10 protein-coding genes are annotated in these 13,237 nt (G+C 70.6%); all 10 read right to left on the bottom strand.

Annotated elements, in window-relative coordinates; all coding sequences use genetic code 11:
* Window positions 1–47 precede the first annotated feature (47 nt).
* On the bottom strand, window positions 48–2,132 hold the full coding sequence (gene flhA / locus AB3X10_RS12090) for a flagellar biosynthesis protein FlhA (RefSeq protein WP_369975262.1): 2,085 nt from the start codon (window positions 2,130–2,132) through the stop codon (window positions 48–50).
* Window positions 2,129–3,259: a flagellar biosynthesis protein FlhB gene (gene flhB, locus AB3X10_RS12085; protein WP_369975260.1), complete on the bottom strand. Its 1,131-nt coding sequence runs from the start codon at window positions 3,257–3,259 to the stop codon at window positions 2,129–2,131. Before flhB ends, flhA begins: the two co-directional genes overlap by 4 nt.
* Window positions 3,260–3,360: 101 nt before the next feature.
* Window positions 3,361–6,258: a diguanylate cyclase gene (locus AB3X10_RS12080; protein ID WP_369975259.1), complete on the bottom strand. Its 2,898-nt coding sequence runs from the start codon at window positions 6,256–6,258 to the stop codon at window positions 3,361–3,363.
* 216 nt (window positions 6,259–6,474) lie between these two features.
* Window positions 6,475–9,363 (bottom strand): diguanylate cyclase, encoded by a 2,889-nt coding sequence (locus AB3X10_RS12075; protein ID WP_369975258.1) that lies wholly within the window; start codon window positions 9,361–9,363, stop codon window positions 6,475–6,477.
* A gap of 197 nt (window positions 9,364–9,560) precedes the next feature.
* On the bottom strand, window positions 9,561–10,352 hold the full coding sequence (fliR, locus tag AB3X10_RS12070) for a flagellar biosynthetic protein FliR (protein WP_369975257.1): 792 nt from the start codon (window positions 10,350–10,352) through the stop codon (window positions 9,561–9,563).
* Between the two features lie 16 nt (window positions 10,353–10,368).
* A complete protein-coding gene (locus tag AB3X10_RS12065) occupies window positions 10,369–10,638 on the bottom strand; it encodes a flagellar biosynthetic protein FliQ (RefSeq protein WP_145708136.1) in 270 nt (89 codons plus the stop codon).
* 4 nt (window positions 10,639–10,642) lie between these two features.
* On the bottom strand, window positions 10,643–11,473 hold the full coding sequence (gene fliP / locus AB3X10_RS12060; protein ID WP_369975256.1) for a flagellar type III secretion system pore protein FliP: 831 nt from the start codon (window positions 11,471–11,473) through the stop codon (window positions 10,643–10,645).
* 2 nt (window positions 11,474–11,475) lie between these two features.
* Complete coding sequence (fliO, locus tag AB3X10_RS12055) at window positions 11,476–11,886, bottom strand: flagellar biosynthetic protein FliO (RefSeq protein WP_369975255.1); 411 nt, start codon at window positions 11,884–11,886, stop codon at window positions 11,476–11,478.
* Window positions 11,883–12,221, bottom strand: coding sequence for a flagellar motor switch protein FliN (gene fliN, locus AB3X10_RS12050; RefSeq protein WP_369975253.1), 339 nt, complete (start codon window positions 12,219–12,221; stop codon window positions 11,883–11,885). The genes fliO and fliN overlap by 4 nt, the downstream gene beginning before the upstream one ends.
* The gene (gene fliM, locus AB3X10_RS12045) at window positions 12,218–13,225 is read right to left on the bottom strand and encodes a flagellar motor switch protein FliM (protein ID WP_369975252.1); all 1,008 of its coding nucleotides are present in this window, start codon (window positions 13,223–13,225) and stop codon (window positions 12,218–12,220) included. Before fliM ends, fliN begins: the two co-directional genes overlap by 4 nt.
* Between the last annotated feature and the right edge of the window lie 12 nt (window positions 13,226–13,237).

Below are 13,237 nucleotides of genomic sequence, written 5' to 3'. Positions count from 1 at the left end.
GGTCCGCTGTCGCAAATCCCGAATCCCAAATCACCAATCCCTGCCGGTCAGCTGATCGTCCCGACCAGCTTCAGCCGCTTGTCTTCCGGAACCTCGCTGTAGGACAGCACCGACAGCGAGGGGACGCTGTGGCGGACCAGGCGGGCCAGCGCGGCGCGGACCTGCGCCGGGACCAGCACCACCGCCGGTTCGTTGCGCGCTTCCTGCTTGCTGACGCATTCGGCCAGGCTCTGGTGCAGTCGCTCGGCCAGGCCGGGTTCCAGCGCGGCACCGTTGCCTTGGGTGGAGTCCTGCAAGACACGTTCCAATTGCGGGGCCAGGGTGAAAACAGGCAGTTCGGCGGACATTCCGGCGATTTCCTGGACGATGAAGCGGCCCAGCGCATTGCGCACGGCGGCGGTGAGCGCGCCGGGTTCCTGACTCTGCGGGGCGTGCTCGACCAGCGCCTCGACGATCTTGCGCAGCTGCCGCACCGGGATCTTCTCGATCAGCAGGTTCTGCAGCACGCGCACCACCACCGACAGCGGCAATGCCTTGGGGGTGAGGTCCTCGACCAGCTTCGGCGCGCTCTTGCCCAGGGTAGCCAGCAGCTGCTGCACCTCCTCGTGGCCGAGCAGTTCCGGGGCGTGTTCGCGGATCAGGTGCGACAGGTGGGTGGCGATCACCGTGGCCGGGTCGACCACGGTGTAGCCCATGGTCTCGGCCTGGGCGCGCTGGTGTGGCTGGATCCAGATCGCGTCCAGGCCGAACGCGGGATCCTTGCCGGCGATGCCGTCGATCTTGCCCAGCGCGCCGCCCGGGTCCAGCGCCAGTTCGCGGTCGGGATGGATGTCGGCGGTGGCCACCGGCACCCCGTGCACCAGCAGGCGATAGGCGTTGGCCGGCAGTTCCAGGTTGTCGCGGATGTGCACCGGCGGGATCAGGAAGCCGATGTCCTGGGTCAGCTTGCGCCGCACGCCCTTGATCCGCGCCATCAGCTCGCCGCCCTGCGCCTTGTCCACCAGCGGGATCAGCCGGTAGCCGACCTCCAGGCCCAGCGGGTCGATCGGGCGCAGTTCGTCCCAGCCCAGTTCGGCGTTGGCCTGCGCGCCGGCGGTGGCGGCCTGCTGCGCCGGATCGGGCTTGGCCTCTTCCGGCAGCAGGCTGCGCTTCCACATCTTCCAGGCCAGCAGGCCCAGGATCAGCGCCAGCGTCAAGAAAGCGACGTTGGGCATGCCCGGGACCAGGCCGACCAGGCCCAGGATCGCCGCGGCCACCGCCAGCGCTTTGTGCTGGCCGAACACCTGGCCCATCATCGAGGCGCCCATGTCCTGCGAGCGCGAGGCGCGGGTGACCAGCATCGCCACCGCCGAGGACACCAGCAGCGCCGGCAGCTGCGCGACCAGGCCGTCGCCGATCGACAGCAGGGTGTAGGTGGACGCGGCCTCGGCGACCGGCATGCCGTGCTGCAGGACGCCGACCGCCATGCCGCCGATGAGATTGATGAACAGGATCAGGATGCCGGCGATGGCGTCGCCGCGGATGAACTTGCTGGCGCCGTCCATCGAGCCGTAGAAGTCCGCTTCCTCGCGGACCTCCTCGCGCCGGGCCTTGGCTTCCTCGCGGGTCAGCAGGCCGGCGTTGAGGTCGGCGTCGATCGCCATCTGCTTGCCGGGCATGGCGTCGAGGATGAAGCGCGCGGTCACTTCCGACACGCGTCCGGCGCCCTTGGTGATGACCACGAAGTTGATGATGGTCAGGATCGCGAACACCACGATGCCGACCGCGTAGTTGCCGCCGATCACGAACTGGCCGAAGGCCTCGATGACCTTGCCGGCGGCGCCGTGGCCGTCCTGGCCGTTGATCAGGATCACGCGGGTGGAGGCCACGTTCAGCGCCAGGCGCAGCATCGTGGTCATCAGCAGCACGATCGGGAAGATGCTGAACTCCAGCGGCCGCTTCACGTAGACCACCGCCAGCAGCACCATCAGCGAGATGGCGATGTTGAAGGTGAACAGGGCGTCCAGCACCGGCGCGGCCAGCGGCACCACCACCATCGCCAGCATCGCCATCACGATCAGCGGGGCGCCGAGGCCGTGCTTGATCATGTCCATCATCTTGCGCGTGTTCATCTGCGCGGCCGGCTGGCTCATGGCGTGCTCCCCGGGGCGAATTCATCGACCTCCAGCGGCGGCAGCGGCGGCATCGGCCCGCTGCGCCAGGCGCGCAGCTGGTACACGTAGGAGAGGATCTGCGCCACCGCCGAATACAGTCTCACGGGAATTTCCTTGCCGAGTTGCCCTTCCCGATACAAGGCGCGTGCCAAAGGTGGCGCAGACACCACTGCGACGCGGTGCTGCTCGCCGATCTCGCGGATGCGGAAGGCCAGTTCGTCCACGCCCTTGGCGACCACGGTCGGGGCGCGCATGCGGCCGCTCTCGTATTTCAGCGCCACCGCGTAGTGGGTGGGGTTGACCACCACCACGTCGGCGCTGGGCACCGCCTCCATCATCCGCCGCTGCGACAGCTGCATCTGCATCTGCCGGATGCGGCCCTTGACCTCGGGGCTGCCCTCGCTCTCCTTCATTTCCCGGCGCACTTCGTCGCGGGTCATCATCAGTTTGCGGGTGTAGTTCCACTTCTGGTACGGCGCGTCGATCGCGGCCAGCAGCGCCAGCGCGCCGGCGGTGTACAGCAGCAGGTGCAGGGTGAAGCCCAGGCCGTCGCCGATGGCCTGTTCCAGCGGCTGCCGCATCAGGTTGCGCAGGCCGTGCACGTTGTTGGAGATGCACAGGGCCGCGGCGCCGCCGACGAAGCCCATGCGCAGCATCGACTTGAACAGTTCGGCGAGGCTTTCCGGGCCGTACAGCCGGGTCAGCCCGGCCATCGGGTTGAGCCGCTCGAGCTTGGGCACCAGCGCCGCCCCGGAGAAGCGCAGGCTGCCCATCAGGATCGGCGCGACGAAGCCGGCCGCCACGCAGATGCCGACCAGCGGAAGGGTCACCCACAGCAGCCCCAGCAGCAGCTCGCCGAAATGGCCGAACAGGGCGTCGGGGTTGTCGTGCAGGCCCGGATCCGGGCGCAGCGCCGCCTTCATCCAGTTCACCGCGCCGGCCGCCAGCGAACCGGACATGCCCATCAGCGCGAAGATGCCGGCGCTGAACACCGCCGCCGTGGCCAGTTCGCGCGAGTGCGGGATGTTGCCCTGCTCGCGCGCCTCGCGCAGGCGTTTTTCGGTAGGTTGTTCGGTTTTCTCGGTGCCTTCTTCGTTTTCGGACATGGCGCTGGAGCGAGCCGGGCAGGGGGTTCGCCCAACCTCTTGCAAGGACCGTACCGTTCGCCCGGCGACCTTGCGCCGCCGGCGCCGCGCGGCGCCGGCGGCTAGTCGCGCTGCAGTTCGACCCGGTTGCGGCCCAGGTGCTTGGCCCGGTACAGGGCCTGGTCGGCACGCGCCAGCAACTGCTGCAGGCTTTCGCCGGGCAGATGCCAGGCCACGCCGATCGAGGCGGTGACCGCCAGGCACTGCTTGCCGATCCGCAGCGGATGGCCGGCGATCGCCACGCGCAGCTTCTGCAGCCGCGCGTCGGACGGGACCGGCAGTCCCGGCAGCACGCCGAGCAATTCCTCGCCGCCGTAGCGGCCGATCAGGTCCGAGCCGCGCAGGTTGGCGTTCAGGCGCCGCGCCACCTCGATCAGCACCGCGTCGCCGATCAAATGGCCGTGCTCGTCGTTGATGCGCTTGAAGTGGTCCAGGTCGATCATCGCCACCGCCAGCGGCTGGCCATCGGCCTGGCAGTGCTGCATCTGCGCGACCAGCGCGTCGAGGATGCCGGCGCGGTTGAGCAGGCCGGTCAGGGAGTCGTGCGAGGCCTTCACCGCCAGCGCGGCGCGGGCGATCTCCAGTTCGCGCTTGTCGTGCTCCAGTTCCTGGGTGCGCAGCGCGACCAGGTCGGCCAGTTCGCGCTGGCGCTGGCGCAGGCGGCGCTCGCGCCAGTGCAGCGCGGCGATCGCGATCCCGCCGCCGAGCAGCAGGTACAGCGCCAGCATCGGCTGGCTGCGCCACCACACCGGCGCCACCGAGAACGGAACCCGGATCGGCGCCGAGGCGCTGCGCCGGTAGGTGTCGAGCAGCTGGATCTCGAACGTGTAGGCGCCCGGCGGCAGCGGCGGATGCTCGATCTCGAAGTTGGGCGTGTAGATCCAGCGCGTGTGCGCGCCTTCGAAGCGATAGCGGAACGAGACCCGGTTGCGGTCGTCGTACAGGTCCGGCGACCCCGCCTCGATGTGCAGCGGCTCCTCGCTCCACGGCAGGCGCGCGCCGGCGGCGATCGGATGGCCGCCGCGGCTGAACTCGCTGAGCATGACCTGCGGGGCGCCGGCCTGGAACAGGCGCTGCGGGGCCAGTACGTGGCTGACGCCCTTGCTGTTGCCGATCCACACCGAGCCGTCGCTGTCCTCGAAGAAGGCCGATTCGGAGATGTCGTCCCACAGCAGCCCCTGCGACTGGGTCAGCCGCGACCAGCGGCGCCCGTCGTAGATGTCCACGCCCTGGTTGTGGCCGATCCACACCCAGCCGTTGCGGGTGCGCCGCATCAGGTAGATCTGCAGCTCGCGCTGCTCCAGCTGGGCGCTGGGCTGCAGCTGCAGGGTGTCGCCGTCGAGCCGGCCGCGCCAGACGCCCGGATGGTAGAGCGCGGCCCAGACCTGGCCGTCTTCCTGGATCAGCAGCTTGCTGACCCACGCCTGCGCGGCCTTGCCGTCCAGCAGCACCCGGATCGGGGTCCAGGTGCTGCCATGCAGGCGAAACACGCCGGCCGCGCCGGCCAGCCACAGCGTGCCGTCGCGGCGCTGCTGGATGTCCGTATAGGCGCCGCCGGGCAGGGCCTGCACCCGCTGCGGCACCGCGTCCGACTGCGGCCGCGCCAGCAGGTACACGCCATCGGCGGTGAGGATCCACACCCGGTCCGCGGCATCCAGGTACATGCGCTTGATCGCGCTGCCCAGCCGCGGATAGGCGCGCAGCAAGCGGCCCTGGCGGTCGTGGTGGTGTAGCTCGCCCAGCGAGCCGAGGCTCCACAGCGAGCCGTCCGTGGCGGTCTGCAGGCTGATGACCTGCAGCCCGGCATCGGCCAGCCAGGGCTGGAAGCGGCCGCCGGCGCGAAGCTGGCGGTTGATGCCGCCTTCGTTGCCGAGCAGCAGCGCGCCGTCGGCATTGCGGTGGATGCTCCAGGTCGGCGCGGTGCTCATGCCCTGCGCGCGGTCCCAGTTCTCGATCCAGCCATAGCCGCTCCAGCGCACCACGCCTTCGCCGTCCACCGTCATCCACAGGTCGCCGGCGTGGTCGAACAGCAGCGCGACGATGCCGCCGTCGGGCAGACCGTTGCTGCGGTCGAAGCTGCGCCAACGGTCGTGCTCCCAGCGCGCCAGGCCCTGGCTGGTGCGCATCAGCACGCGTCCTTGCGGATCGAGCAGGATCTGCGCCTGGCCGACGACCTGGCGCAGGCCCACGCCCGGCGCGGCCTGGGCGAGGAAGCGCGCGGCGCCGAGCGGCAGGCGCATCAGGTGCTGGTCGCCGCGCAGCCACAGCGCGCCGTCGCGGTCGCGCACCACGTTGCGCCAGCGATCCGGCGGCAGGCCCTGCGCCGGGCCGTAGACCGTGATCGATCCGTCGGCGGTCACCTGGCACAGCTGCTGGCCGCAACCCAGCCAGAGGTTGTCGGCCTCGCCATGGAGGGAGCCGATCCTGCCCAGTTGCGGCAGCCGCGCCAGGGTCGCCGCGTCGAACAGCGGCCGCAACCGCCAGCGCCCGTCGTGGCCGGCCACCGCGCGCAGCGCCTGGGTGCCGTTGCCCAGCACCGTGCCCCAGCGCGGGTTGGCCAGGCGCAGCGTGTTCTCGTGCAGCGGCCCGGTTTCCTCCGGCGCCAGCTGGCGCAGCTGGCGGCCGTCGTCGACGTAGACCGCGTCGAAGGTGGCCACCCACAGCCGGTGCTCGGGGTCCTCGCTGGCGGCGCTGATGAAATGGCCGCGCTGCCCCTGCAGCGCGACCTGTTCGAAGCGATGCCCGTTGAAGCGATACAGCCCGCTTTCGGTGCACACCCACAGGTTGCCGTCGCCGGTCTGCAGCAGGCAGGTGCCGGCCAGGCCGAGCAGGCCCTGGTCGTGCGCATAGCGGCGCAAGGGGATCGACTGGGCGCGGGCGACGTCGCCCAGCGCCAGGCCCAGGCCCAGCCACAGCAGCAGGACCTGCAAGATGCGCAGGCAGGGCAGGCGCACGCGCATGCCGCGTCCCTCAGCCGCCGCGAACGCCGCGGCGGTCATGAGCGGGGGCTGGCAGGAAATCTGACATCGCGTGCGGCACCGGACAGGTCATGTAGAGAAGGAGAGCGAGCGTCGGCAATGCCTTGTCCGCTGCGGCAGGCGGCCACGGCGATCCGCGCGCGGCGCCTGGCACTCTCTGTATCGGCCGCGCCGCGGCCGGGCTTGAGCCGGCACCGCTCAGGGCGGCACGGCGTGTCCTGGCTGCGCGTCCAGGTGCAGTTCGACCCGGTTGCGGCCGCCATGCTTGGCCCGGTACAGCGCGTCGTCGGCGCGGCTGAGCAACTGCTGCAGGCTCTCGCCCGGGCGGTGCCAGGCCACGCCGATCGAAGCGGTGATCTCGAGCAGGCCGGCATCGGTCAGGAACGGCGTGGCGCCGATCACCTGGTGCAGCGCGTGCAAGCGGTTCTGCGCCGGCGGCAGCAGGCCCGGCAGCACCGCCAGCAGTTCCTCGCCGCCGTAGCGGCCGATCAGGTCGGCGCCGCGCAGGCTGGCGTTCATGCGTCGCCCGACCCGCGCCAGCACCGCATCGCCGATCAGATGGCCGTGCTGGTCGTTGATCTGCTTGAAGTGGTCCAGGTCGATCATCGCCACCGCCAGCGCGGTGCCGTCGCTGCGGCTGCGCTGCATCTGCACGGCCAATGCATCGAGGATGCCGACGCGGTTGAGCAGGCCGGTCAGGTCGTCGCGGACCGCCTTCAGCGCCAGCGCCGCGCGTGCCTGCTCCAGTTCGCGCTTGTCGTGTTCCAGTTCGCGGGTGCGCTCGGCGACCAGCCGTGCCAGGGTGCGCTCGCGGCCCAGCAACTGCTGTACCCGCCAACGCCATACCGCGGTCACCAGCAGCGCCGCGGCCAGCGCGTACGCCATCCACGCCAGCGGGCTGCGCCACCAGGGCGGCAAAATGGTGAATTCCAGGCGCACCACGTTGCTGCGTGCGCGCTGGCGTTCGTCCAGCGCCTGCATTTCCAACGTGTAGCGGCCAGGCGACAGCAGGGTGTAGCTGAGATGCGCCTGCTGGGTGCTGGCCCATTGCTCCTGCAGGCCTTCGAGGCGGTAGCGGAAGCCGAGGGTGTCGTTGCCGCCGACCGCGCCGGGCACGGCGAAGGCGATCTCGATCGGTTGCTGCGACCAGGGCAGCTGCGCGCCAGTGGTGACCGGGCGGCCGGCGCGGGTGGCGTGCAGCAGTTGCAGGTGCAGCGGCCGCGCGGCGAACAGCCGCGCCGGGTCCAGGATCTGGCTCAGGCCCTTGCTGTTGCCGATCCACACCGAGCCGTCCGCGTCCTCGAAGAACGCCGATTCGGAAGTGTCGTCCCACAGCAGGCCCTCGGCCTGGGTGACCCGGATCCAGCGGCCGCCCGACCACAGGTCCAGGCCCTGGCTGCTGCCGACCCACAGCCGCTGCTGCCGGTCCTGGCGCAGCACGTAGGGCACGATCCGCGCCAGCAGCGGGTCGTCGACCTTGCGCAGGTCCAGGGTGGCGCTGCGCGGCTCGAAACGCCCGCGCCAGATCCCGACGTCGCCGAAGGACAGCCAGGCCTCGTCGTCGGCGCCGATGCTGAACTTGTCCAGTTCCGCGTCCGGCAGCGCGGTGCCGCGCAGGCGGATCGACTGCCAGCCCTGCGCCTGGCGCAGGTACAGGCCGTTCTGGCCGACCAGCCACAGGCGGTGGCGGGCATCGTAGCCGCCGCCGACGAACTGGTCGCGCGGCAGGTCGCGCGCCGGCTGCGCCTGGGCCTCGCCCGGCGGCAGCTGGAACAGGCCGCGGGTGGTCAACAGCCACAGCGTGCCGGCGTCGTCGAAGAACATCCATCTCAATGCCGAGGGCACCTTGGTCCGCTCGAGCATGCGGCCGCTGTCGCGATCCAGCCGCAGCACCCGCCCCGACGACTGGCCCAGCCACAGCGTGCCGTCGGCGGCATCGACCAGTTGCACGGTCTGCCGCAGCGCCTGCCCATCGCGGTCGGTCAGCGGGCGCATGCGCCCGCTGGCGGCGTCGAGCACGTTGGCGCCCATTTCGCTGCCGACGTACAGGCGGCCGTCGCCGCGGCTGCGCAGGATCGCCCAGGTCGGCCCGGTCGCCAGTCCCTGCGGCTCTTCCCAATGCTGGATCAGCCCATAGCCCAGCCAGCGTTGCACGCCGCGGCCGCGCGTGCCCATCCACAGGCGCCCCTGGCGGTCGCTGAGCAGCGGAGAAATGTTGGGCGCCAGCGCCCCCAACCCCTGCGCGCGCTCGAACGCGTGCCAATGCGTGCCTTCCCAGCGCAGCAGGCCGGTGTCGCTGCGGGTCAGCACCCGGCCGGCGGCGTCTTCGACCAGGTTGATGCCCACCGCCATGGTCGACAGGCCGCTGCCCGGCGGCGGCACACGCTCGGCGAAGCCCGCCGCCCCGGCCGGCCAGGCCAGCACATGGTGGATGCCGCGCGCCCACAGCGTGCCGTCGCGGTCGCGCAGCAGCGCCAGCCAGATGTCGTCGGGAACGCCGTCGGCGCGGCCGAGCCGGCGCAACCGGCCCTGCGCATCCAGCCGGCACAGCTGCCGGCCGCAGCCCAGCCACAGCGCCTCGCCGATCGCGGTGACGCTGGAGACCTCGGCCAGCGCCGCGCCGTCGGCGCTGCGCAGCGGCGCGACCTGCCAGCGGCCATCGGCAGCGGCGGCGATGCGCAGCGGCCGCTTGCCGCTGAGCGCGACCATGTCGGCGCCGAAGGCGGCCAGCGCTTGTCCCTGGTCGATCGGCAGGCGTCGCCCGTCGGCGCCGGGGACCGCGGCGAAGCGGCGGCCGTCGCCCACGTACAGCGCATTGGAGGCGCCGACCCACATGCGTTGCCGGCGATCCTCGGCGATCGCATAGACCAGCGGGCTGCCGAAGCCGCTGTCGGCGCCGACCTGCTCGAAGCGTTCGCGCTCGTAACGGTGCAGGCCGAGCTCGGTGCAGGCCCAGACCACGCCATGCCGATCGGCATACAGGCAATTGATGCTCAGGCCCTGCAGGCCGTCGGCCTGCGCGTAGTCGCGGAAACTGTATTCCTGCGCCGGCGCGGCGGCGGCGCAGACGCATAGCGCGAACAGCACGACGAGCCGCCATGCGATGCCGCGCGACAGGGGAGGCGATGGCGGCGGGTGGCTGATCGGCACGGCGATGACTGGCGTCCCCGGGAGGCGCGGCGCGGCAATGGGCGCTGCACCTGCAACGCCCTGGAAACACTATCGGCGCCGCCACGCACGGCTTGAATCGCTCAGGGCCGGGCGGCGCGCTTGCGGCAACGATTCTAGGCGGTGACCTGCCGCGCGGCGTCGAAGGCGGCATCGAACAGGCGCTGCACCGGCGGCCCCATCTCGCCGACCAGCACCGCCAGCAGCGCCAGGCCCAGCACCACCGCCACCGGCAGGCCGAGCTGGATCGGGTTCAGCGCCGGCGCGGCCTTGGCCAGCGCGCCGAACGCCAGGTTCACCGCCAGCATCGCCACCATCACCGGCAGCGCCAGGGTCACCGCGCCGCGCATCATGCTCATGAAGAAATCCGGCGCCACCGAGGCCATCGCCTGCGCGTCCGGCAGGGCGTTGCCGATCGGCAGCGCCTTGTAGCTGTCCACCAGCAGCTGCACCACGGCCAGATGCCCGTTGGCGGTGAAGAACAGCAGGCCGAAGGCCAGGTAGAACCATTGCCCGATCACCCCGGAGGTGACCCCGCGCAGCGGATCGGCCATCTGCGCGAAGCCCAGGCCGGTGCTCTGCGAGACCAGTTCGCCGGCCATCGCGCCGGCCTCGAAGATCAGCCGCAGCATGAAGCCCATGCTGGCGCCGACCGCCAGTTCGCGGGCCACGCTCAGCACCACCGCGGCGTCGAAGCCGTCCCAGTCCGGGACCGGCGGCAGCAGCGGCGCCAGCGCCATCGCCAGCGTCGCCGCCAGCATCACCCGGATCCGTGCCGGTACCGCGCGGGTGCCGACCAGCGGCATCACCATCAGCATCGCGCCGATGCGCAGCATGGTCCACAGGATCGCGCCGACCATCGCGAAGGCCTGCTGGCCATCGATGACCATTTGCGTTGCGGAATCCATCGGCGTGCGAACCCGGCTAGCCGATCAGGTGCGGGATGCGCTGGAACAGCATCGTGGTGTACTCGACCAGGTGCGCCAGCAGCATGCTGCCGGTGGCGAACAGCATCGCGGTCAGGGTGATGACCTTGGCGATGAAGGCGATGGTCGGCTCGTTGAGCTGGGTGGCGGCCTGGAACACGCCGATCACCACGCCCACCACCAGCATCGACAGCAGCAGCGGGCCGGCCACCCACAGCACGGTGATCAGGCCGCCGCGCAGTTCGGTCAGGGCCAGTTCGGGGCTCATCGGCTCAGACTCCGTTGAAGCTGGCGGCGAGGGTGCCGACGGTCAGCACCCAGCCGTCGACCAGCACGAACAGCAAAATCTTGAACGGCGCCGAGACCAGCATCGGCGACATCATCATCATGCCCATCGACATCAGCACGCTGGCCACCACCAGGTCGATGATCACGAACGGGATGAAGATCAGGAAGCCGATCTCGAACGCGGTCTTCAGCTCCGAGGTCACGAACGAGGCCACCAGCACCGGGAACGGGATCGCATCGGGGCTGCTGTAGGTGCCGTTGCCGGCCATGCCGGCGAAGGTCATCAGGTCGGCCTCGCGCACCTGCGCCAGCATGAACGCGCGCAGCGGCTGGGTGGTCAGGGTCCAGGCGGTCTGGAAGTCGATCTGGCCGTTGAGGTAGGGGCTCATGCCCTGGCCCCAGGCCTTCTCCCACACCGGCATCATCACCAGCGCGGTCAGGAACAGCGCCAGGCCCATCAGCACCTGGTTGGACGGGGTCTGCCCGGTGCCCATCGCCTGGCGCAGCAGGCCGAGCACGATGGTGATGCGGGTGAACGCGGTCAGCACCAGCAGCATCGACGGCAGCAGGGTGATCGCGGTCATCAGCAGCAGGGTCTGCAGCGGCAGGCTCACCGGCTGCGCGCCGACCTTGCCCACGTTGACCTGCGGCAGCGAGGGCAGGGTCGGCGCGGCGTTCTGCGTGGCCGGCGTGGCCGGTGCGGCGGGCGCCGCCGGCGCGGCCTGGGCCCAGCCCAGCGCGGGCAGCAGGCTCAGCGCCAGCAGGATCAGCAGCAGGCGCAGGCCGCGCGCGTAACGGTTCCAACGAGGCAACATGATCATTTGTCCTTGCGCAGCTTCTGCGCCAGCAGCTGGGCGAAATCGGGGAGGTTCTTGAGCTGCTTGAGGTTCGGCAGCGACGGCGCCGGCGCCTGCGGCAGCGGCTCGGGCAGGCGATGCAAGGTGCGTACCCCGCCCGGCGACACGCCCAGCAGCAGCTGCTCGCCGTTGACGTCGACCACCACCACGCGCTCCTTGGCGCCGACCGCCAGGCTGGCCACCACGCGCAGGCCTTCGGCCGGGCGGAAGCCGCTGCCGGGCAGGCGCTTGAGCACCCAGGCCATGCCCAGGATCAGCCCCAGCACCAGCAGCAGGGCGAACACCGCGCCGAGCAGGCTCGGCGGCGACGGCGCCGCGCTGCCGACGCCGGTCCTGGCCGCCTGGGTGGCGGCTGCGAGCAATGGGCTCACCGCAGTCTCCGGATGCGCTCGCTGGGGCTGACCACGTCGGTCAGGCGCACGCCGAAGCGGTCGTTGATCGTCACCACTTCGCCGTGCGCGATCAGGGTGCCGTTGACGTACACGTCCAGCGGCTCGCCGGCGCCGCGCTCCAGTTCCACCACCGAGCCCTGGTTGAGCTGCAGCAGGTTGCGGATCGGAATGCGGTTGCGGCCCACTTCCAGCGACAGCGTCACCGGCACGTCCAGGATCATGTCCAGGTTCAGCTCGTTGCCCTCGCTGCCGGCCTCCGGCTGCAGGCTGTCGAACTGGGCGGGGACGGGCTCGGGGATTTCGTTCTGGCTCATGACGCGTCTTCCTGGAAGGCGGGGCGGCGGCGCAGCGCGCCCGGGGGTTGGGTCGAAGTGATCTTCACCGCGTTCTGGCCGCGGGAAATGCCGAACTCGCCGGTGAACACCGGGATGTTCTCCACGCACAGCGGCACTTGCTTGGGCAGCTCGATCGGCAGGATGTCGCCGATCTTCAGCCGGGTCAGCTCGCGCAGGCTCATCTGTTTCTGCGCCAGCACGCTGGAGATGGTGACCTCGGCGGTATTGAGCTGCTCGCGCAGCATGATGTTCCAGCTCTCGTCGCGGTCCACGCGGTCGCTCTGGATGCCGGCGTCGAGCAGTTCGCGGATCGGCTCCAGCATCGAATACGGCAGGGTGATGTGGATCTCGCCGCCGCCGCCTTCCAGCTCCACGTGGAAGCGGCTGACCACCACGTACTCGCGCGGGGTGACGATGTTGGCGAAGTGCGGGTTGACCTCGGAATTGAGGTACTCGAACTCCACTTCCATCACCGGCGCCCAGGCCTCGTGCAGGTCGGCGAAGGTCTGCTTGAGCATCAGCTGGATCACCCGCATCTCGGTCGGGGTGAACTCGCGGCCCTCGATGCGGGTGGGGTAGCGGCCGTCGCCGCCGAAGAAGTTGTCGACCACGGTGAACACCAGGGTCGGCTCGAACACGATCAGGCCGGTGCCGCGCAGCGGCTTGAACTTGATCAGGTTGAGGTTGCTCGGCACGTACAGCGAGTGCATGTAGTCGTTGAACTTGATCAGGTCGATGCCGCGCACCGACAGGTCGGCCGAGCGCCGGATCAGGTTGAACAGGCCGATGCGCCACAGCCGCGCGAAGCGCTCGTTGACCATCTCCAGGGTCGGCATGCGCCCGCGGATGATCCGGTCCTGGCTGGAGAAATCGTACTGGCGCGCCTCGCCCGGCAGCGGCGGCGCCGGCCCGGTGTCGACCGCGCCGGCGTCGACGCCATGCAGCAGCGCATCGATCTCGTCTTGGGAAAGCAGGTCGGTCATCGCGGCGGCGCC

Origin of the sequence: Xanthomonas sp. DAR 80977 (genome assembly GCF_041240605.1) — a bacterium.
GTDB lineage: Bacteria > Pseudomonadota > Gammaproteobacteria > Xanthomonadales > Xanthomonadaceae > Xanthomonas_A > Xanthomonas_A bundabergensis.
This window is presented reverse-complemented; position numbering and strand designations above follow the sequence as displayed.